The organism is Enterocloster aldenensis (assembly GCF_003434055.1).
GTDB classification, from domain to species: Bacteria; Bacillota; Clostridia; order Lachnospirales; family Lachnospiraceae; genus Enterocloster; species Enterocloster aldenensis.
Window position 1 is genome coordinate 78,537 of sequence record NZ_QVEX01000001.1, and the last position, 21,931, is coordinate 100,467.

General features: G+C 51.1%; 18 protein-coding genes. 3 read left to right on the forward strand and 15 right to left on the reverse strand.

Annotated features, from left to right (window positions below):
- Positions 1-80: 80 nt before the first annotated feature.
- The 7 genes from DWX59_RS00320 to ftsH form a co-directional block, all read right to left on the reverse strand.
- Entirely contained in the window at positions 81-998 is a 918-nt protein-coding gene (locus DWX59_RS00320; RefSeq protein ID WP_117555325.1) for an ABC transporter permease, read from the reverse strand.
- Positions 999-1,002: 4 nt separating this feature from the next.
- Positions 1,003-2,067: an ABC transporter permease gene (locus DWX59_RS00325; protein ID WP_117555326.1), complete on the reverse strand. Its 1,065-nt coding sequence runs from the start codon at positions 2,065-2,067 to the stop codon at positions 1,003-1,005.
- 3 nt (positions 2,068-2,070) lie between these two features.
- The gene (locus DWX59_RS00330; protein WP_117557111.1) at positions 2,071-3,591 is read right to left on the reverse strand and encodes an ABC transporter ATP-binding protein; all 1,521 of its coding nucleotides are present in this window, start codon (positions 3,589-3,591) and stop codon (positions 2,071-2,073) included.
- A gap of 90 nt (positions 3,592-3,681) precedes the next feature.
- Positions 3,682-4,788, reverse strand: coding sequence for a BMP family protein (locus DWX59_RS00335; RefSeq protein WP_117555327.1), 1,107 nt, complete (start codon positions 4,786-4,788; stop codon positions 3,682-3,684).
- 216 nt (positions 4,789-5,004) lie between these two features.
- The gene (locus DWX59_RS00340) at positions 5,005-5,769 is read right to left on the reverse strand and encodes a response regulator transcription factor (RefSeq protein ID WP_117555328.1); all 765 of its coding nucleotides are present in this window, start codon (positions 5,767-5,769) and stop codon (positions 5,005-5,007) included.
- Positions 5,766-7,559, reverse strand: coding sequence for a cache domain-containing sensor histidine kinase (locus tag DWX59_RS00345; RefSeq protein WP_117555329.1), 1,794 nt, complete (start codon positions 7,557-7,559; stop codon positions 5,766-5,768). Before DWX59_RS00345 ends, DWX59_RS00340 begins: the two co-directional genes overlap by 4 nt.
- Positions 7,560-7,820: 261 nt before the next feature.
- Positions 7,821-9,977 carry an ATP-dependent zinc metalloprotease FtsH gene (gene ftsH / locus DWX59_RS00350; RefSeq protein ID WP_117555330.1) on the reverse strand — a complete coding sequence of 719 codons (2,157 nt, stop codon included), beginning with the start codon at positions 9,975-9,977 and terminating at the stop codon, positions 7,821-7,823.
- Between the two features lie 231 nt (positions 9,978-10,208).
- On the opposite strand from ftsH, the gene DWX59_RS00355 reads away from it, so the two are divergent.
- The gene (locus DWX59_RS00355; RefSeq protein WP_117555331.1) at positions 10,209-11,807 is read left to right on the forward strand and encodes a CTP synthase; all 1,599 of its coding nucleotides are present in this window, start codon (positions 10,209-10,211) and stop codon (positions 11,805-11,807) included.
- A gap of 104 nt (positions 11,808-11,911) precedes the next feature.
- Here the strand turns inward: DWX59_RS00355 and DWX59_RS00360 are convergent, their stop codons facing one another.
- On the reverse strand, positions 11,912-12,454 hold the full coding sequence (locus DWX59_RS00360) for a GNAT family N-acetyltransferase (RefSeq protein WP_330665818.1): 543 nt from the start codon (positions 12,452-12,454) through the stop codon (positions 11,912-11,914).
- Positions 12,455-12,552: 98 nt separating this feature from the next.
- Here DWX59_RS00360 and DWX59_RS00365 point away from each other — a divergent pair, with 98 nt between their 5' ends.
- Positions 12,553-12,741, forward strand: a complete 189-nt coding sequence (locus DWX59_RS00365) for a hypothetical protein (protein WP_117555332.1) — start codon at positions 12,553-12,555, stop codon at positions 12,739-12,741.
- A gap of 122 nt (positions 12,742-12,863) precedes the next feature.
- Here the strand turns inward: DWX59_RS00365 and DWX59_RS00370 are convergent, their stop codons facing one another.
- The 5 genes from DWX59_RS00370 to DWX59_RS00390 all read right to left on the reverse strand — a co-directional run bounded on the left by DWX59_RS00370 (position 12,864) and on the right by DWX59_RS00390 (position 17,353).
- A complete protein-coding gene (locus DWX59_RS00370; RefSeq protein ID WP_117555333.1) occupies positions 12,864-13,607 on the reverse strand; it encodes an amino acid ABC transporter ATP-binding protein in 744 nt (247 codons plus the stop codon).
- A complete protein-coding gene (locus tag DWX59_RS00375) occupies positions 13,604-14,407 on the reverse strand; it encodes an amino acid ABC transporter permease (protein ID WP_117555334.1) in 804 nt (267 codons plus the stop codon). The genes DWX59_RS00370 and DWX59_RS00375 overlap by 4 nt, the downstream gene beginning before the upstream one ends.
- A 36-nt stretch (positions 14,408-14,443) precedes the next feature.
- Entirely contained in the window at positions 14,444-15,388 is a 945-nt protein-coding gene (locus DWX59_RS00380; protein WP_117555335.1) for a transporter substrate-binding domain-containing protein, read from the reverse strand.
- A 304-nt stretch (positions 15,389-15,692) separates the two neighbouring features.
- Positions 15,693-16,586, reverse strand: a complete 894-nt coding sequence (gene srtB, locus DWX59_RS00385; RefSeq protein WP_117555336.1) for a class B sortase — start codon at positions 16,584-16,586, stop codon at positions 15,693-15,695.
- A gap of 41 nt (positions 16,587-16,627) precedes the next feature.
- Positions 16,628-17,353, reverse strand: a complete 726-nt coding sequence (locus DWX59_RS00390; RefSeq protein ID WP_235844827.1) for a hypothetical protein — start codon at positions 17,351-17,353, stop codon at positions 16,628-16,630.
- Positions 17,354-17,688: 335 nt separating this feature from the next.
- Between DWX59_RS00390 and DWX59_RS00395 the strand changes: the two genes are divergently transcribed.
- Positions 17,689-18,927 carry an AfsR/SARP family transcriptional regulator gene (locus DWX59_RS00395; protein ID WP_117555338.1) on the forward strand — a complete coding sequence of 413 codons (1,239 nt, stop codon included), beginning with the start codon at positions 17,689-17,691 and terminating at the stop codon, positions 18,925-18,927.
- Between the two features lie 69 nt (positions 18,928-18,996).
- On the opposite strand, the gene DWX59_RS00400 is transcribed toward DWX59_RS00395, so the two are convergent.
- Positions 18,997-20,361 carry an MATE family efflux transporter gene (locus DWX59_RS00400; protein ID WP_117555339.1) on the reverse strand — a complete coding sequence of 455 codons (1,365 nt, stop codon included), beginning with the start codon at positions 20,359-20,361 and terminating at the stop codon, positions 18,997-18,999.
- Between the two features lie 130 nt (positions 20,362-20,491).
- Positions 20,492-21,928, reverse strand: a complete 1,437-nt coding sequence (locus DWX59_RS00405; protein ID WP_117557115.1) for a L,D-transpeptidase family protein — start codon at positions 21,926-21,928, stop codon at positions 20,492-20,494.
- Positions 21,929-21,931 lie beyond the last annotated feature (3 nt).

Sequence of the window (21,931 nt, forward strand, 5' to 3'; positions counted from 1 at the left end):
AACAGAATCCCGCCCCTTTACCTGGGCCTGGATTCTGTTTCCGGCTGTCTGTCCATGAAAGATGAAGTTTTACCTGAAAATCAATTTTCCTTACTATAGCTAACCCCCAGCTTGGCGGGCACATTAAAGCTCTTCCTGGAAACCGTCAGCACGATTGTCAGTATATAAGGCAATGCAATGAACAATTCATTGGGGAAGTATCCGCCTCCGCCCATGGACTGCATATAGATAGCCACTGCCTCTGCCAGTCCGAACACCACGGTGCCGATTACAGCTCCCTTTGGATTCCAGTTCCCAAGGAAACAGATGGCAAATGCAATCCATCCGCGGCCCCCAATCATGTTGGTGGTAAACATCCCCAGGTACCCCACCGAGTAAAAAGAGCCTGCCACGCCGCCCATGACGCCTGCCAGCAGCACGGTAAAAAAGCGCACCGTATTTACATTGATACCTGCCACATCCACTGCTTCCGGGTTCTCTCCCGTGGAGCGGATGGTCAGGCCGATGGATGTCTTAAACAGTACAAAATAAGACACAGGGATAATCAGATACACAATATAGGTCAGTATATTCTGCTGGAACAGAACCGGTCCAAGCACCGGGATCCTGCTGAGCACCGGGATGGCAATCTCCGGCAGGGGACTGATTTTTAAAGGCGTGGTCGGGACGCCGAAAAACACCCTCTGGAGGTAAGTGCAGATACCGGCCGCCAGCACATTGATGGCTGTTCCCGTAACCACCTGGTGCTGCTTCAGATAGATACACACCACCCCATAAACAGCGGCTGCGGCCACACCTGCCAGGATGGCGCACAGGATGCCGATAAAGGCATTGCCCGTAATATAGGTTCCCACAAATCCGCCCCAGGCGCCCATGAGGAAAATGCCCTCTATGGCAGTTACCATCATGCCGGAACGCTCCGCAACCACCTCTGCGATGGAGCCGAAAAGCAGAGGCGTACTCATCATCAACGCACGTTTCAATAAACTTACAACCATGGCCTTACGCTCCCTTCTGCAGTTTAAGCTTCTCTCTCCGGTTCTCCAGATAATGCCGGAAGAAATAGGAGACAATGACAAACAGCATGACAAATCCCTGCATCAGATCCACGATGCTGGACGGCACATTGACCCCCGGCATCCGGCCCATCAGGTTGCCCATGACACCCAGGGCGCCAAAGAGGATGGATGCAAAAATGATACCGATTGGATTGGCATTGGCCAATATGGCGATGCCCAGCCCGGCGGATCCAACCCCGCTGTTAAAGTCCTGGATCAGCATGTGCTGTACGCCGTTTACCTCTGTAAATCCAGCCATTCCGGCCAGGGCCCCGCTGATAAAGAAGGCGGTCACAAACACCCTTTTAGAGTTAATACCGGACATCCTGGCCGCGGAATCATTGCTGCCGACCGCCCGGATGCGGTATCCGAGGGGCGTCTTATACAGAAGTATCCAGATGCCGATTGCCACCAGGACAGCCAGCACAAAACCTGCATGGAGCCTGGTTCCCTTTACAATGGTGGGAAGCCACGCCGCCCTTGTAATGGCGTCTGTCTGAGGATATTCACCCTTGGATTCCTTTAAGAATGTACGCAGCAGGTAGTTCATCACATTCAGGGCCACGTAGGTTGACATCATGCTTACAAGGAATTCATTTGCCTTGTAATGGGCTTTCAGGAACCCGATCAAAGCCCCGATCAGGCCTCCTGCCAAAGCCGTTGCAAGACATACAATCACCAGCAGGACCAAAGTCGGCACCTTGCCGTCCAGTTTAAGGGACAGCGCAATGGCAGCCACGGCGCCCATATAGAACTGGCCCTGTGCGCCAATGTTGAACAGGTTGGCCTTAAAGGTAAATGCAAATGCCAGGGCAGTGAATATAAGAGGCGTTGCCTTTAAAAAAACCTCCCCTGTGGTATATTTATCCGTCAGCATGGTGGTGACGGAATAGGTAAATACCTCCACCGGATTGATATGCAGCATAAGAAGCATCAGGCCGGAAACCAGCAGGCCTGCAAGTATGGCAACCGCATTGGTCACAATCATATCACGTACTTTCCCATTCATGCTTTATGCCTCCTTCCCTTCTTTATAACCTGCCATAAGAAGCCCGATCCGCTCCGTTGTCAGCTCATCATGGCGGTAGATTCCCATGAATGCGCCCTTATATATAACCGCAATCCGGTCGCACAATTCAAAGATTTCCGACAGTTCCGTGGATACCAGAAGAATGCCTTTGCCCTTCCTCCGCTCCTCCAGTATGCTGGTGTGTATATTGTTGATGGCCCCCAGGTCAAGGCCCCGGGTGGGCTGGTCCATAACCAGCATTTCCCCTGCGTTGCCCACCTCCCTTGCCAGAATTACCTTTTGCTGGTTTCCTCCCGAAAGCCCCCGTATCTGGGCGTCCGGCCCCGGCGCCTTGATTTCAAAATCCTCAATGGCTTTTTGGGTATGGTCATACAGCTTTTTCCTGTTAAGGAAGCCGTGCCTGGTCCATGTCCTGTCAAAGCTTGTCTTAAGCATCATATTCTCAGCCAGGGTCATATCCCCAACCATGGCGTCCCTGTACCGGTCCACCGGCACATAACCGATTCCAAGGCCGATCCGTTCCCTGACCGAGGTGCCCGTGATGTCCTTTCCCTTAAGGAAAACGCTTCCTTCCGTAACAGGAAGGGCGCCGCAGATGACCTCACACAGTTCCTCCTGCCCATTGCCGCTGACCCCGGCCACCCCAAATATCTCGCCTTCCATGATCTGGAAGGTCAGGTGGTCCAGCACCGGCATGGCGCCCTTATGCTTCACTGTCACGTTCTTAAGTTCAAGGCACACCTTTTTCCCTTGGTCATCCTGTTCCTCATCCCGCTTTGCGGCTACCATTTCCTTGCCCATCATAAGCCTTGCCAGTTCCACCTCATTGGTCTCTTTGGCCGTCAGATTCCCTGTAAGCCTTCCGTTCCTCATTACAATAATCCGGTCCGCCACTTCCATGACTTCCTTCATCTTATGGGTGATGAAAATCACGGAATTGCCCTTTGCCGTGTATTCCTTTACAAACTGCATCAGGGTTTCCGATTCCTGGGGCGTAAGGACAGCGGTGGGCTCATCCATGATAAGAAGGCTGGTTTTCAGATAAAGTGCCTTCAATATCTCCACCTTCTGCTGCACGCCAACCGCCAGGTCCGCAATCTTTGCATCCACAGGGATATCAAATCCATACTGCCCTGCCAGCTCCTCCACTTCCTTCTTACATCTGTCGTAATCAATGACGCCGCGCACATTGCCCAGGATGATATTTTCCGTCACCGTATGCGCATTTACCAGGGAAAAATGCTGCTGGATCATGGAAATGCCCAGGGCCATGGCATCCTTTGGGGAACCTATCTTCTGTTCCTTTCCATCCATGAATATCTGTCCTTCATCTGCCTTATAAAGGCCGTACAGAATCTTCATGACCGTGCTTTTTCCCGCCCCGTTTTCCCCTAACAGGGCCAGTACCTCCCCCCTTTGTATGGAGAAGGAAATGTCTTTGTTGGCCACTACCCTGGCAAAATATTTTGATACATTCCTCAACTCAAAAAACGGTGTATCCACAAGCGTCATCCTCCTTTAATCCATTGGCTGCGCTAGAAAGGCTGCTGCATCCAAAACCATCCCTGCAGCAGCCCCTTCATGTCTACCAAATTATTTTTCAAACATTGCCTGCAAATCTACTTTTCCATCCTTGAAATCCTTCAAGCCCTGGTCAACCGCGGCCTTTATCTCATCGGAGATATTGTCTGTGTATACAGGTACAAAGATGTCTTCATTAATGCCTGCCTCATGGACCATGTTGCCTGAAAGCTTTCCTTCCATATACTGGCCGATTGCCCATATATAGAAGTTCTTGAAATCAAAGTTTACAGAAGCCACAACCGTGTCAGGGTCAATGGTTGTCTGGTCGCTGGAAAAGCCGATGAACTTGGCTCCCTTTGCCTTGGCCGCCTCAATACATCCCAGGCCGACTTCATTGGCGTATACAAACAGTGTGTCCGCCCCATTGTCAATCATCTGCTCAGCCATCTGTTTGCCCAGGGCCACATCATCCCATGTGTTGGCGTAAGCCCTTGTTGCCTTTGCGCCTGAGATACCTCTCTCCTCCGCAATCTTAACCGCATTTTTCTCATACACATCCATCAGATGTTCCATTGGCTCGTTGGGGAATCCTCCGATGGTTGCGAAGTTGCCGTTCTCTGTCACATATCCTGCGATAATGGACGCCACATAGCTGGCTTCATATTCCTTTGGGAAAATAGGAGCCACATTGTCCCCGTCGCACTTGGAGCCGTTAACAGCACAGAACGTGGTATCCGGGTAATTGGGGGCCACGGCCGCAACCGCCTCGTCAAACTGGGAACCGGCAGCCATGATCAGGTCATATCCCCGCTCCGCATATTCCCGGAATGTGGATTCATAGTCAGACGCCTGAACATTCTCAACATATTCCATTTTGGTGCCCAATGTCTCATTACATGCAACCAGGCCCGCATAGTTGGTAGCGTTCCAGCTCTGGTCATTGATTGGTCCCGGAAGAATCAGCACAATCTTATAATCTGCCGCATTTTTGCCGCCCTGGGCAGGCGCAGCCGCCTCAGCCGCCTTAGTGTCAGCTTCCTTGCCATCCCCTGCAGGCGCAGCTGCCTCAGTGGCTGCTTTTGTCTCAGCTGGTTTGCCGGAGCTGCAGCCGCCCAGCGCCACTGTACTTACCACCATGGATGCTGCCAATAATAATGCGCCTAATCTTTTCTTCATAATTACAATCCTCCTTTTTACTTGTCTGTCAATGGTATTACGTGTACGGTTTTCTTATAACAATAGTATATCAACGCCCCATGTGTCCCACAATTCTGTGAGATTACTATTTACTCCAAAATATTACGGATTTTGTTAGTATTGCTCAATAAAAGAAAGGCTGGATATGATTTTTCGTCATTTTTCCAGCCTTTTACACAATTTCACAAAATTCTTTTATCTCTTATTACGGTATTCCAACGGGGTCATCCCATATATTTTTTTAAATGTGCTGCTGAAATACTTGGCCTCCTTGTACCCCACCATCTCAGCCACATCCGATACTTTATACTCCACATGGTTCAGATAGGTCCTGGCCTTCATCATCCTGTACTCAGTCACATACTCCATCAGGTTCTTGCCCGTATGGCGTTTAAAAAGCTCGCATAAATAATTAGGGGAAAGATGCAGTTCTTCCGACATGTCCTTCAGTGTTATCCTTCCGCCGTAATGTACCTCCACGTATTGGATTGCCTTCTGCACCAGAAGGTTTCCCACCCCGTCCCCATCAGCAGCAGGACCGGCCTCAGCCTCCCGGGACAGCTGTTTCCCGTCCATGGCAGCCTCCCTGCCCTGGTTCAGCTCTTTCTCAATGCCCTCCAGCACCGCAATCAGTTCCCTTGGATTGGTGGGTTTTAACAGATACCTGGTCACTCCCAGTTCAATGGCCTTCTGGGCATATGCAAAATTACTGTGCCCGCTCAGTATCACGATATGTATGTCCTGGTTCCTCTCCCTTATCTGCCGGATCAGCTCCAGGCCGGACACCTCCGGCATCTTGATGTCTGTCACAATCACATCCGCCTCATCATCATAGAGTGCGGTCAGGGCCGAAAGGGCGTCCTCAAACACGCCTGTAACCTGCCATCCTTCCCTGGCCCCCAGCAGTTTTAAAAGACCGTTCCTGATTTTCGGCTCATCATCCACAATCATCAATTTCACGTTCCGCTGTTCCTCCCATCTCCCAATACATGGCTGAATGCTTCTTTTGGTATCCTCAGATGTATGGATGTCCCTTCTCCATACACACTTTCAATCCGGATGCGGTACTGCTCCCCATAGTGAAGCCGGATGCGCCTGTCCACATTCCGAAGGCCGATTCCGGTGTGCCCCTCCTTCTCCAGGTCTGGCAGTTCCTCCTTCAGGTGGTTCAGCTGTTCCGGCGTCATCCCTATCCCGTCATCTTCCACCGTAACCAGTATCTCTTCCCCAGCATCCCTTATGAGGATACTGACCTTTCCCTTCTGCCTGCGCGGCTCTATGCCGTGGGTGATTGCATTTTCCACCATGGGCTGCAGTATCAGCTTAGGTACCTTTTCTTCACGCAGCGCATTATCCACCTGCACCTGGTACTCCAGCTTGTCCTCCAGACGGTTTTTCTGTATTTTCAAATAGCTTATCACATACTCCACTTCCCTGTCCAGTGGCACAAAGGCGTTCTCGTCCTCAATGCAGTAGCGCATCAGGCTGCCCAGGGAAATGATGATGTCGCTGATATCATACTCTTCCCTGTCAATCAGCATCCAGTTCACCGAATCCAGGGTATTGTAAAGGAAATGGGGGTTAATCTGCGCCTGGAGCGCCTGCACCTCCGCATTCTTCTGGGCAATCTTCTCCTGGTAGACCTGGCGTATCAGGGTATTGATCTTGTCCACCATGTAGTTGAAGGAATCAGTCAGTTCACCAATCTCATCCTTCCTCCAGTTTGGCACGCGCACCGTAAAATCCCCTTCCTGCACCTGGCTCATGGCCCCTGAGAGGCGCTTAATGGGCCTTGCCATGGCATAGACCAGCACCGCGATTATCCCCGCGATTCCAATGGTGCACATCATCACCACCAGCCAGATTGCGCTGCTTAAATCCTTGGCCTGGGGAAACAGCCCTTCTGCCGGGATTGCGGAATAGGACTTCCATCCAGTGACCCCGTTGTACTGACCGCAGACATAATATTCCTTCCCCCTCCACTCCAGATCAAAACGTCGGATTCCCCGCTCAAACCTGTCGTCAATCTCCTCCTGCCATCCCTTATCCACCTTGGGATTGCTGCATATGACTTCTCCCTTCTGGTCCACGATAAAGAGGTACTGGTACTGAAACAGGCCCTGGTTGCCCAGCAGAAGGTTGCTGAACATATCCGGGTCCAGTTCAATGACCATGATGCCAAGCACCCGGTCCTGTCGCTGATCCATAATGGCCCTGGCCACCGTCACCACCTGGCGCTCCTGTTCCGGTCCTGCAATCAGGGCCGGCATGATTCCAGCCCACACAGCCTTATTGTGCCTGTCCCCCACCGCATCATAATACGCGGCCAGCATTTCCCCCGAAATGTCCTTAAGCCCCGCGGTACCGGCATCCCCTGTGGTATATAAAATCCCTGACCGGCTGATAATGGAAATGTCCATCTGCTCGCCAATGGATTTAATAAGGCTGGCGCAATAATCATCCAGATAGGTCCTGCGGATGCTCCTCTCCCCCTGGTCCCATCCCGACAGGCAGGCTCCCCGCACCAGTTCACTGTCCGCAGCGCTGTCCAATACCTCCATGATATAGCGCACCTTCACATTGATGTTAATATCAATGCGGTTGATGGTATCCGACATCTCCTGTTTCTTATTCCTCACAACAATACCCCTGCTGTGGTAATAGGAAAATCCTCCAATCAGGGTGCCTTCAATCATGACCGTCACGATGAAAACCAGCGTAAGCTTTAAGCGGAATGACATATGTCCCATAACCTGTTCCTCCGGATACGTTTCATTTGGCACTGCGGCATGCAGTTTCCTTTGTCTTATTATAGCAGAGAAAAGCAACGGATTAAAGGCGACGGATCCACCATAAAAAAACAATACATTCAGACCAGCATTTCCATCCGTGTCCGGACCTGCATTCAAAACCCCCGGACATCAGCAATGCCCGGGGGTCCATATCATCCATACAAAATCTGTATGCTATCCTTTTTCTGTCTGATACGCCATCATGGCCAGTGAGGCATGTCAGCTCCTAAATCCGTCTCCCGGATGATTCCAGTGGGTTTCCCTGGTATCATCAGACGCAGTATACCGGCCAGATGTATTGCTGTCTGAGACACTACCGGCATCCTGTCTGTCCCCGGCCGATTCTCCCGCCTTATCTTCCGGCCCGGCCCCGGTGCTTTCTTCCGCCCTGTACCCCGGCTGGTTCGCTGCCGTACCCTCCGGCTTGGCCCCGGTATCTTCTTCCGCCCTGTACCCCGGCTGGTTCGCTGCCGTATCCCCGGGCTTGGCCCCGGGCTTCTCTTCTGCCTTATCCTCCGCCTTTTCCTCAGGCTCCGGTATTCCCTTCACCTTGCGGAAAATCTGCATGAATTCCTTACCCGTAATGGTTTCCTTCTCAATCAGGAATGCCGCAATCTGGTCCATGGCATCCTTATTGTCGCTCAGCAGGCTGATTGCCTCATGATAGGAATCCTTAAGTATCTTCATGACTTCCTTGTCAATCTCCGCCGCCGTGGCATCACCGCAGTTCAAAACATTGCGTCCGGTCAGGTACTGGTTTTCCTGTGACTCCAGGCCCATAAGGCCGAACTTCTCGGACATGCCGTATTGGGTAACCATGGCCCTGGCCAGATTAGTGGCCTGCTGGATATCATTGGCAGCCCCGGTGGTGACTGTTTCAAACACAATCTCCTCAGCAGCGCGTCCGGCCATCAGTTCCACCAGCCTTGCCTGGAGTTCCTTCTTGGTATTCAGGTACTTCTCTTCCTCAGGCACGTTCATCACATAACCCAAAGCGCCCATGGTCCTTGGCACGATGGTAATCTTCTGTACCGGCTCTGAGTGTTTCTGAAGGGCGCTGACAAGGGCGTGGCCCACCTCATGGTAAGATACGATGCGGCGTTCCTCCTTGCTCATAATCCTGTCCTTCTTCTCCTTACCTACCAGCACAACCTCCACAGCCTCAAACAGGTCCTTCTGCGAAACCGCGCTGCGGCCATGCTTAACCGCATTGATGGCAGCCTCATTCATCATGTTGGCCAGATCGGCGCCCACTGCGCCTGAGGTGGCCAGGGCAATATCCTTAAAATCCACGCTCTCATCCAGAAGCACATCCTTGGAATGCACCTTAAGGATGTTGATACGTCCATTCAGGTCGGGTTTATCCACAATGACACGCCTGTCAAAACGTCCGGGACGCAGCAGGGCCGGGTCCAGGATTTCCGGACGGTTGGTCGCGCCAAGCACCAGCAGTCCCTTGGTGGAATCAAAACCATCCATCTCGGAAAGAAGCTGGTTCAGCGTCTGCTCACGCTCGTCATTACCGCCCATACGGCTGTCACGGCTGCGGCCAATGGCATCAATCTCATCAATGAAAATAATACAGGGCGCATTCTCCGTTGCATTCTTAAACAGGTCGCGGACACGGGACGCGCCGACACCCACGAACATTTCCACGAAGTCAGAACCGGACAGGGAATAGAAGGGCACATGGGCCTCGCCTGCCACTGCCTTTGCAAGCAGGGTCTTACCGGTTCCCGGAGGTCCCACAAGCAGGGCTCCCTTGGGAAGCTTTGCGCCTATCTTGGTATATTTGCCGGGATTGTGCAGAAAATCCACAATCTCGGTCAGGGATTCCTTGGCCTCGTCCTCCCCGGCCACATCCTTGAAAGTGACCCCGGTCTCCTTTTGCACATACATCTTGGCGTTGCTCTTGCCCACGCCCATGATTCCGCCGCCGCCCATCCGCTTCATGGTAAAATTCATGAGGAACAGCAGGAACAGGAATGGAACCGCATAATTAAGGAGTACCAGCAAAAGGGTATTGGCATCCTTGTTTTCCTGATGTGTCTCCACATTATTTTCCAGGAAACGGTCCACGAACTTATAATCCCCCGGCACCTTCACCACATAGTAATCCAAATCCTGGGAATACTTAGCATTGTCCTTCTTTGGTACAACTGTAATCTCGGTGCCGCCTATCTTGATGGATTCCACTTCGCCGCCGTCCACCATTTTGACAAATTCATTGTAGGACAGTTCCTGGCGTTTCTTGGAATTCAGGTAGGAGTTCATCCAGCTCACCAGTCCAAATGTAAGCAGTGCAGCAATCAGCAGCATGGTGATGGTCTGCCAGTTGCTCTTCATATTCGGATCTTGTTTGTTTTTATTATCCATATCGTACAGATTCTCCCTCTGAATGGGCCCATCTATCATTTACCAACAAAAACCCATTCTCTACCATTATAGTGTCAGTCTCCCCATAAATCAAGGAAAGAACAATTAATTTTCTTAAATTTTCACAAAATCTCCTAGATTTATTTTTCATGCCGATGTATAATGTATCAGTTATTTTTTTGATACTATCATCATAGACGTCACACAAATCAAAAAGGAGGTATCCCCACCATGCCAGTCAAGTACGTATTTGTTACCGGCGGCGTTGTCTCCGGTCTGGGAAAAGGCATTACAGCCGCATCCCTGGGCCGCCTGTTAAAAGCCAGAGGCTACAAGGTAACCATGCAGAAGTTCGACCCCTACATCAACATTGACCCCGGCACCATGAACCCGGTCCAGCACGGAGAAGTGTTTGTGACTGATGACGGCGCCGAAACAGACCTGGACCTTGGCCACTACGAGCGCTTTATCGATGAAAGCCTTACCAGGAATTCCAATGTGACCACAGGAAAGGTCTACTGGACCGTTCTCCACAAAGAGCGCCGCGGAGACTTCGGCGGCGGCACCGTTCAGGTAATCCCCCATATTACCAACGAAATCAAAAGCCGCTTCCACCGCAACTATTCTGAGACAGAAACAGAAATTGCCATCATTGAGGTTGGCGGTACCGTGGGCGACATTGAGAGCCAGCCTTTCCTTGAAGCCATCCGCCAGTTCCAGCATGAAGCAGGTCCCGGCAATACCTGCATCATCCATGTGACCCTGATACCTTACCTGAAAGCTTCTGAGGAGCTTAAGACAAAGCCGACCCAGGCCAGCGTCAAGGATCTTCAGGGAATGGGCATCCAGCCCGATATCCTTGTCTGCCGCTCTGAAAAACCTCTGGACAAGGGCATCAAAGACAAGATTGCCCTGTTCTGCAACGTTCCCCCTCACCACGTTCTCCAGAATCTGGATGTGGACGTGCTTTATGAAGTTCCCCTTGTCATGGAAAAAGAACACCTTGCCCAGTCAGCATGCGAATGCCTGGATCTGCCGTGCCCAGAACCCGACCTGGCAGGATGGCAGGATATGATTGACGCATGGAAACACCCGGTAACAGAAGTAACCGTTGCCCTGGTAGGTAAATACATCCAGCTGCATGATGCTTATATTTCCGTGGTTGAGGCCTTAAAGCACGGCGGCGTTGCCAATCATGCAAAGGTCAATATCAAGTGGGTAGACTCAGAGCATGTCACGGAGGCCAACGCCCCCCAGGTCTTTCATGATGTAAAAGGAATCCTGGTGCCTGGCGGATTTGGTGACCGGGGCATTGACGGCAAGATATACGCCATCCAGTATGCCCGCGAACACGGTATTCCATTCCTGGGACTCTGCCTTGGCATGCAGCTCTCCATTGTGGAGTTTAGCCGCAATGTGATTGGCCTCAGGGACGCACACAGTGTTGAACTGGATCCGTCCACCACCCATCCGGTCATACACCTGATGCCGGAACAGGATGGCGTTGAGGACATCGGCGGCACCTTAAGGCTTGGTTCCTACCCATGCGTCCTGGACAGATCCTCCATGGCATATGGACTTTACCAGGAAGAAACCATCCACGAACGCCACAGGCACCGTTATGAGGTAAACAATGATTACCGCGGCCTGCTCACCAAGAACGGCATGAAGCTGTCCGGCCTTTCACCGGACGGACGCATCGTGGAAATGGTGGAAATCCCTTCCCATCCATGGTTCATTGCCACCCAGGCCCACCCCGAGCTCAAATCCAGGCCCAACCGTCCCCATCCGCTGTTCAGGGGGTTCATAGAAGCCGCGCTGAACGCATGATCCGATAAATGCATGGATTGATATATGCATGATTCGATAAACGGATAGACAGGCCAAAACAGCGGACAGGCAGCCAATTCACACCGGCTGCCTGTCCATTCCCCTTATTCCATGCCATACACACCAGGCAGGCATTTCCACCAAAGGGTTTCCTCCTGTCTGTATCTGACAAATCCACAGCGTATAAGCACACGCTGGGAAGCAGTGCCCTGTTTATCCGTTTCTGCGGTTACCCGCCTGACACCCTCCTGGCTAAAAGCCCAGCCGCACATGGCTTTTACTGCTTCCGTCATATATCCTTTATGCTCAAACTCATTTCCCAGCCCATAACCGATTTCGACCTCACCGTTTTCATCCGGCGTCCCCTTAAAATCAGCGGACCCCACAACAACCCTGTCACTTTTGCGTATTAACAGCCAAAAACTGTGCCAGCAATAATCCATTGGATTACATTCCGTTATCTTCAGCTGTTCTTCTACAATATGCAGGAACATCCCTTCCATAGGTTCTGCCTTATAACTGCAACCAAGCCTCTTCTCAAGTCCTGGGATATCCTCTGTCCACATCCTGAGAAGCTCCGCACGCAATGGCACCAGCTCCAGCCGTTCTGTCTCCAGCATCTCCATTTCCATCCCCTCCGTTTCCAAACAATCTCCTAATTATAACTATCCCAATCATATATTTCCCAGTATAACCTTACTGCCGCTGCACAAACTATCCATAAACACAAAGCGGAGGTAATGCCATGAATGACCCAGAAAACAAATCACCGGAAAAAGACCCCTTTGATATCAACATCCAGGCCTGTTCCACTATGGACTGCACCGGCCTGATTCCCTCTTTGCCCCAGGACGAGGCAGAGCAGGAAGCATATGAGGATCTTTATCCCTATATAACAATGGCGGTAAAGGATGAGGGGGATATGGAAGGATAAATCCCAGGTACATCCGTCCGTAAGGGATAGTATGCAAAACGGGGAAGAGCACCCTTGCCAGAATAACAGCAGGCTTAGGTACTTTTCCCCTTATTTTATAAATGATTGATTCGGCCCGTATATCAGCCATGCATAAACCGGCTCAGGAATTCCTGGGTCTGCCTGTCCTTAGGCGCTCCGAATATCTGTTCCGGCGCTCCTTCTTCCACGATGACACCCCCGGCCATGAATACCACATGGCTGGATACATCCCTGGCAAAAGCCATCTCATGGGTTACGATAATCATGGTCAGGCCTTCTCCTGCCAGCTTGCGCATGACCTCCAGGACCTCCCCCACCATCTGGGGATCCAGCGCCGAGGTCGGCTCGTCAAAGAGAAGTACCTCCGGCTCCATTGCAAGGGCCCTTGCAATGGCTACCCTCTGCTTCTGCCCGCCGGAAAGCTGTCTTGGCTTTGCATTGATGTAGGGCGCCATCCCCACCTTTTCCAGATAATACATGGCGTTCTTCTGGGCTTCTGATTTGTTCTTTTTCAGGACCTTGGTCTGCCCTATGATACAATTCTCAAGTACTGTCATGTTGTTAAACAGGTTAAAGTTCTGGAAAACCATGCCCACCTTGGAGCGGTACTGGGGCGCATTCACCTTTTTGTCCGCAATGTTGGTGCCATGGTAGGCAATCTCTCCCGTGGTAGGTGTCTCCAGCAGGTTCAGGCACCGCAGGAGCGTGGACTTTCCGGAACCGGACGCGCCGATGATACAGGTAACATCCCCGCTGCTGACAGAAAAATCAATATCCTTAAGAACCAGGTTGGTGCCAAAGGTCTTGCTCAAATGACGGATTTCTAAGATATTATCACCCTTCATCTTGCATCCTCCTTATTCTTGGCCTTATCATCCGGAAAACGGTACATGCCGCTGGTATATGCCAGGGTATCCGTGGTGGCCAGGTCGAAGTTGTCCGCCCCGTCCATCCGGTCCTCCCACCAGCGAAGAATCCTGGAACAGGTAAATGTCATGATGAAGTACATGATCATCGTGATGGTATAGGTCTCAAAGTTCATATAAAGAGCACCTGCAGCAGCCTTTGTCTTGTAAAGCAGCTCCGTGACGCCAATGACGGAAAGCACGCAGCTGTCCTTGATATTAATAATCAGGTTATTGCCGATCTGGGGCATGATATTGCGCAGGGCCTGAGGCAGGATTACATAAATCATGGTCTGCACATGGGTCATTCCGATGGACTTGGCCCCCTCGGTCTGTCCCAGGTCAATGGAAAGGATTCCGCCCCTGACCGTTTCCGCCATATATGCGCCCGTATTGATGGAGAGGATGAAATACGCAGCCCCCCACATGGACATATCAATGCCTAACAGCGGCAGAAGCCCGAAGTAGATGAACATGGCCTGGGCCATCATGGGCGTCCCGCGGAAAAATTCCACATAGGCGTTGAGAATCAGCTTTACAATCCAAAGCAATACCCTCTTGACCGGATTGTCCCCCTTTCCGCAGGGTATGGTCTGCACAATACCAACGGCAAAACCGATGATACAGCCCACCAATGTGCCGACCAGGGCAATCCTCATGCTGACGCCGGCGCCCTGCAGCATTGACATACCATATTTGTTGAATACGACCATTACACGGCCGAAAAAGTCTGTAGGCATATCCTTTCTCCTTACTGTCTTTGCGTACTTTGCTGATTAATTCGCTAATGGCTGTACAGAAATCGCCTCATCCATCATGCTGGAGAAGTCATCCTTTGTCATCTTGGAAAGTACGCTGTTGATTGCTTCCTGTAACTCAGTATTACCCTTCTTTAAGGAAATACCGATGTTGATATCTTCCTCTGTTACCTGGAAATCATCTGCGCCGCCGCCAAACTCAAGCATCTTAAAGTTGGGGTATGCAACCAGGGCGCCCTTGCCGGTTGGCTGGTCCGTTACAACCAGGTCGCATTTGTCGGCGTTCAGGGACATCAGCATGTCCGGTGCGCTTGCAGTTGCTGCCAGTATATTGGCTCCCTCAATCTGGGGCAGGCAGGTATTGTACCAGATAGTGCTCTGCTGGGAAGTACAGGTTGCGCCAGCCAGGTCGGCAACGCTCTTTGCATCCGCATACTTGCTGCCTTCCTTCACCAGGGTAACAATGGTTGCATAGTAATACGGCTCAGTAAAATCAACTGCCTGAAGACGCTCGGATGTGATGGACTGTCCTGCGATGACACAGTCAACCTTGCCGGTTGTTACGGCCGGAATCAGGGAATCCCAGTCCAGACGTACGATTTCCAGGTCATATCCCAGTTCCTCACAGATTTTCTTTGCCATCATGACATCATATCCGTATGCGAACTCATTGCTGTCAGCAATGGGTACAGCGCCGTTGGCGTCATCGGGCTGTGTCCAGTTATATGGTGCATAGGCGCACTCCATGGCAACCCTTAAGGTCTTTTTCTCCCCGGATGCTTCTGCTGCGCCGGCAGCCTCACTTTCACCGGATGCCGCGGTTGACGCCGCTTTATCACCCTGGGCCTCGGTTGCTTCCGCGGTGGTGTCTGCGGTACTGCTTCCGCCGCATGCTGTCAGGGAACCTGCGGCCAGGACGCCTGCCAGAACCATGCCTAATACTTTCTTTGCATTCATTTTCATAATAATCTCTCCTCTTTGATTGAAACTATGCCGGTATGGCTGTTTAAGAAAAAAGCCACACCCATCCACACAGGTATGACTCCAATGTCATCTGATGACCGGCAATTTCCTAAACAGTTTAACCTTGCCCTATTATCCCTCGCACACTTTCATTTCTTAATATAAATGTGCCTAACGTGCTAAGTATAGCATAACTCGTCCTGATTTCCAATACCTATTTATGCTTTTTTATGCGTAAAAGCAGTATAAATATTTGTAAAAACAGCCACTAATCCACCAATTTGGATTTGTGGCTGCTAAAAAGTCAGTTTTCCTGCCCCTGGTCCCCTTTTGTCCCTGCGGCAGCGGCCTGGGCCTTTTCCTTCATTAAATCATCCATCTTTTGGAGGAAATCCTCATCCGGCCCAATCTCATTGCCGTCCTCATCCACCTCCACTGCAAACAGGAAGGTCCTGGCATCGTTTATCTCGTAGCTGCAGGTAACCAGGGTATACAATGTCCTTGCCGGATATGTAACATCCTCTGCAAATGAACATGGCTTAACCATCTCATGTATAAATGCGTCAAAGGATTCCTGGGATTTAAACCGCGTCTTGCGTACAATGGGCTCTGCCTCCCCGTAATAGCAGGCAACTGCCTTAAGCTTAATCTCACGGTCCGGCGTGTAGATGCTGAAATACTGGTGTTCCTTAAAATACTTCTCATCCTTATAATATATCACATCCTTGAACATGCTGCCGTTTTTCATATTGTGCCCGTACAGGATGTTGTTGCGGCCCACAAAATCCCCCTGGCTTTCAAAATCCAGGTAAATGGACCCGCCCACGCTCTCTTTTCCATAAAAATCATGGTTCAGATAAAAATCATTGTCCGTTCCCTGGACAATGGGATAATCAATATTGGTGTCCGGTACCTTTATCCAGCCCACGGTATCCGGATTCTCCTCCATCAATTCCTCAAAATGGATGGGGGAAACATACGGCTTCTCAGGCTCTGTCTCCACAGGCGCCGGGGGCGTCTCCGTCTCCACAGGCGCGGTTGTCTCCCTGGCAAGCTCCGCCAGACGCTCATACTCCTCCTGTGTCCGTTTATCCTCCAGATAGCTGTGAAGGCTTAAACCTCCGCTGATCAGCATGACTGCGGCCAACAGGATGATGACAATCCTGCGTGCCCTGCTTCTGCCCTTGTTCTGCTCCATCTATGCCTGTCTTTCCTTTCCAGTTCTGATTCTGTCACGTATCACGCCAATACGGCTGCCGTCCCTTCCGGTTCCTCATCCCATGCCTCGCTGCAAAGCGCCGCGTCCTGCATCAGCAGAAGCATCTCCAGAAAGCTGCGGAAGCTTACCTGACAACGTTTTTCCTTCCAGCATATGGTTCCCTGCCAGGTGGCATTCCGCCTGAAAAGTATGCGGACCACAAATGTGGCGGGACCAAAATTACCTGCGCTGACCGTTACGGTCCTTGGTACGATCAGTTTCTCCTCCTCCGCCCCCACAGGCAGGGGATTCAGCATATAGCCGATTTCTTCCCTTAAATCAAACTCATTGCAGAAATCCATCCTTTTATCCACTGCCGGATGGGATACATCCCCGCTCATGGCAAAGTCCTCATAATTGCGTACAATCACTTCACACATCTTCTTACCAAGGCCAAAGGGATTCTCCCCTCCATCGCCCCCAAGTGTCCTGTTAAAATACTCCATCAGTTCCAGGAAACTTAAAAAGGGAAAAATCTTCCCGTCCTTTAAATTCTTTATATCGCCCTGCCATGTTGCGTGGAACCGGTACTTTACATGAAGCCTGAATTCCCCCAGACTTCCCTCTGTCTTTTTTTCTTCCACGTCCTGACTGTCAGAAATGTCCCTGCTTTTCCCAGGCAGGTACTTTTTATGGAAGTTCCTCTGGTCCACACTTTTCATCGGGTAGTGAAGCCGTTCAAACATCCCTTCCAATATGAATGCCATCTCAGAGAGACTCCGAAACTGCAGTCCGTGGTCCAGGCTGCTATGATAAACCTGTCCCCTCAACAGGCGTCCGTCAAAACCGTCTATGCTTATGGTATAATATTTGTATGACTCCTGCAGTGCCCCTGTTCGCGAAACAGACATATATTCACCTACTTTTCTGTAAAATAATAGAAAATGTCCCATTTATCCTGATAACAGTATAACAGCAGCCGGTTACATTCCGGTTACAAAACTTCCTTTTCATGAAACTTTTTTTGATTTTTTTCCTGGACATTTCCATTATTGATTAGTATACTAAAGTGTAGTATTCCGTAATGCAAAGGAGAAGCGCCATGATAACATCAGCTTCAGAAGAAAAGCCCACCATCCATGTCAATACCCTGGGCGGTTTCTCAATAAAGGTTGGTGATAAAGAGATAACCGACAACAGCAATCAGTCTAAGAAGCCCTGGTGCCTTTTAGAGTATCTTGTTGTGTTCCAAAAAAAAGATATCAGTCCCAATGAACTGATTAATATAATATGGTCAGATGACCCGGGAGTCAATCCCGGCGGCGCATTAAAGACCCTGATGTTCCGTTCCCGTAAGCTCCTTGACCCCCTGGGGCTTCCGCCCCAGAAACTGCTGGTGCAGCAAAGGGGTTCCTATGCCTGGACCCAGGAATATCCTACGGTTCTGGACATTGATGAATTTGAGTCCATCTGTACCAGGGCAATCAACCAGCCCCATGGCGGGGATGACATCCTTAAGCTCTGTCTTGAGGGCCTGTCCATTTACAAAGGTGATTTCCTTCCAAAGTCAGAATATGAATCCTGGGTCATCCCGATCAGCACGTACTATCACTCCCTTTATCAGAAGCTGGTGTATAAAACAGTGGATCTGCTGCTGGAGCGGGAAGATTTTTCACAGATTACCTCCATCTGCCAGTCCGCAGTGGGAATCGAACCATTTGATGAGGAATTCCACTACTATCTGGTATATTCCCTGTACAAGGACGGGCATACCAGCCAGGCCATTGAAGAATACAACCATACCATGGATTTATTCTACAATGAATTCTCCATCTCCCCGTCGGACCATTTTAAGAATTTATATAAAACAATCCGAAGCAAGGAACAGGGCATCAACACCAACCTGGATTCCATCCAGGAGACGCTGCGGGAAGAGGCTTCAGGCGGGGCGTTCTACTGTGAGTATCCGGTGTTCCATGATTTGTTCCAGCTGGAACGAAGGGCCATAGAACGGACAGGGGATTCCATCTACCTCTGCCTTCTTACTGTCAGCGACCTGGACGGACATGTCCCCAAGCTTGCCATACTCAATAAGGCCATGGAGCATCTCAACAACGCCATACGCAATTCCCTCCGCTGCAGCGATGTGTACACCCGTTACAGCATCAGCCAGTACATTGTCCTGCTTCCAACCGTCACTGCCGAGAAGGGTGAGATGGTGTTAAAACGGATAACCTCTAATTTCCGAAAGCAATACAACCGAAAGGACCTGTGTGTGGATTTTAAGCTCCAGCCGGTCATGCCATGGGAACGCAGTCCTGAGACTGTAATCCCACTGTAAACATCATATTCATAAGAATCATAAAAGCTGCGGACATTGTATGCCGCAGCTTTTATGATTCATGATTCTTTATGCATTTGCCTTTCCATAGAACATCCTGCCCAGACTCTTCATCACGTACCGGTAAGCCGGGATCAGGAACAGGTCAGCCGCAATCCACGCCACCGGGTTGGCAATACAGACCGCCAGGTAACCAAACAGGGGTACCAGGCAGAAGCCCACAAAGGAACGGGCCGCCATCTCGCAGACACCTGCCAGGATTGCCAGCCTTGGATACCCAAGGCCCTGTATCATGAACCGCACCACATTGACCCCCAGAAGCGGAATGAAGAACAGGCTGTTGGCAATCAGGAACAACTGTGTGTTCTTAAGTATTTCCGTTTCGCCCGGGTCCACAAACATCAGGGCAACCCATTGGCCCATGAATAAGAGTACTGCAAATGCAGCCACTGCATAGATACAGCCTATCAGCGTTCCTGCTTTCAGGCCTTTATCAATACGGTCCAGCTTCCTGGCCCCCACGTTCTGGCCTCCGTAGGTTGCCATGGTGGAACCCAGGGCGTCAAAGGGACAGCAGAAAAACATGCTGATCTTGCTGCCTGCCGTCACTGACGCAACTGCCATGGAACCAAGGGAGTTAACAGACGTCTGCAGGATCACGCTTCCGATTGCAGTAATGGAGTACTGGAGTCCCATGGGGATTCCCATGTTGCACAGTATCTTCATATAATGGCGGTCCGGCTTCCACTCCTCCTCATCCATCTTAAGGATTGTAAACTTCCTGCGCATGTAGATAAGGCACAGGATACCTGACACGGCCTGGGCTGTTATGGTGGCCCAGCCGGCTCCTGCCACCCCCATATCCAGCACCAGGATGGTAAACAGATCCAGCAGCACATTGACCACCGATGAAAATACAAGGAATATAAGGGGCGTTGTGCTGTCCCCCAGGGAACGTATGGTACAGGATAAAAGGTTGTACAGATAGGTTGCTGGGATTCCCAGGAAAATCACGAATATATAGCTGTAAGCCCCCTCAATGATATCCTCCGGCGTCTGCATCAGAACCAGGATGTCGCGGCAGAAAATGCACACGGCAAAGGTCATCACAACTGCAAATATGGCTGCCAGCCATCCGCTGTTTGCCACGAACCGCCTCAGGGCCTTCATGTTCTTCTCCCCGAACTTCTGGGCCACAGGTATGGCAAACCCGCTGCATACGCCCAGACAGAACCCAATGATCATAAAATTAATGGAACCGGTGGAGCCAACCGCCGCCAGGGCCTTCACCCCCAGGAACTTCCCCACGATAATGGTGTCAGCCATATTATACAGCTGCTGGAACAGAAGCCCGAACAGCATGGGGATGAAAAATCCCAGTATCAGTTTTAAAGGCGGCCCTTCCGTCATGTCTTTTGTTGCACCCTTGGCCATATCTTATCCTCTCTGCTTCTATGAATTCATCTGATTAATTTACTCTGTTTGCCTTTATTTTGCAAGTAGAAAATAATCAGGATTTAATGGGCAGAGCATACATTTTTAACAATTTCCCCGGATACCGCCGTTACTCATAACAGAGTACCGGCATCCCCTTATAAACCAGTCCGTAAAGTTCCTTTGCCTTGGCCGGGGGCAGGTTGATGCAGCCGTGGCTTCCGCTTGTCTGGTAGATGGTGCCGCCGAACTTGCTTCTCCAGTTGGCGTCATGGAGACCGATTCCTCCGTTAAACGGCATCCAGTAATCCACATGGCTCTCATATTCATAGGTGCCGTCCGCTTTCTTGGCTCCCCTGAGTATCCGGTCCATCTCCTTATAGGTCAGGCTGTAGATTCCTGCTGGCGTATTATAATTCTTGGCAATGTTTCCGGTGACACAGGGCGCTTCCCACACCAGGTTCCCTTCCTGGAACATATACACATGCTGTCCGGTCAGGTCAATCTCCACATATGTGTTCCCCCAGTCAGGCAGACTGCGGCTGGCAGCCGTGGCAGCATAAACCGGTTCCCTGTCCTGCTCCCCTTCCGCAAGTCCTGCCTGGATCAGCTGGGTAAGGGCAGCCACCTCTCCCGCCACATCCAGCTTCCATCCATAAGGTCCGGTAATCTCCACGTCCCGGCCTCCTGCTGTATGGAATGTCCTGGCGGTTCCCGCCGTATCATACTTACCTGCCAGGCCTGCCACAAATGCAGTCACCTTTTCCTGGTCCAGGATTACCGCGGTCCCCTGGCTTCCGGTCATCCAGCTGCAGATGGTCTCTCCTGTGAGGGGTTCCTTCACATCCCCGAACACATAATTAATGGTCGCGTTCCTGTACCGGTTCATGGTATCGCAAAGGGCTTTCAGTTCCTCGCTGTCTTCCCGTACATTGACCTGGTAATAGCATCCGGCCTGGTCCACATCCACGGATGCCTGTCCCGCCTTTACCGCTGCCTCAATCACGCTTATGGTCTTAGCCTCATCCACATTATTGCCCTGCACCGAAGGGATGATGGTAAACGGCTTCCCTTCCTCATACGCAGAGATACGTGCATCCGCCGTCACCGTGATACCTGAACCGCTTATAAGGGATAATGACTTTATCCTTGCAATCAGGGCCTCCGGATCATAGGACGCCGTCATATCCATGGTATGGGAGTTGTCCGCAGACGGACCTGAATTGCGGCCCGATGCGTTCTGGGCATCCAGGATGGCCTGAAGCCCCTCGGGGACCGTTACCTTGTATCCGATGTCCGTACCCTTGATTGATTCCTCTGCCCCTCCGCGTCTGCGGACGGTTAATGTATATTCGCCATCATAAAAACCTTCTATCCTGGTTTTTGCCTCATCTGTGGTGAGTCCGCCAATCCCCACACCGTTCACCCTGGTGCCGGGTACGAATCTGGATGTATCAACATCCTGGTCTGCAAGGGATGTCACTGCAAATGCAGCTGCAAGGGCTGCTGCCGCCAGAGCTGTCACAAACATCCTGCCAATGGTTCTTCCTTTTTCTGATTTCTGCATAAA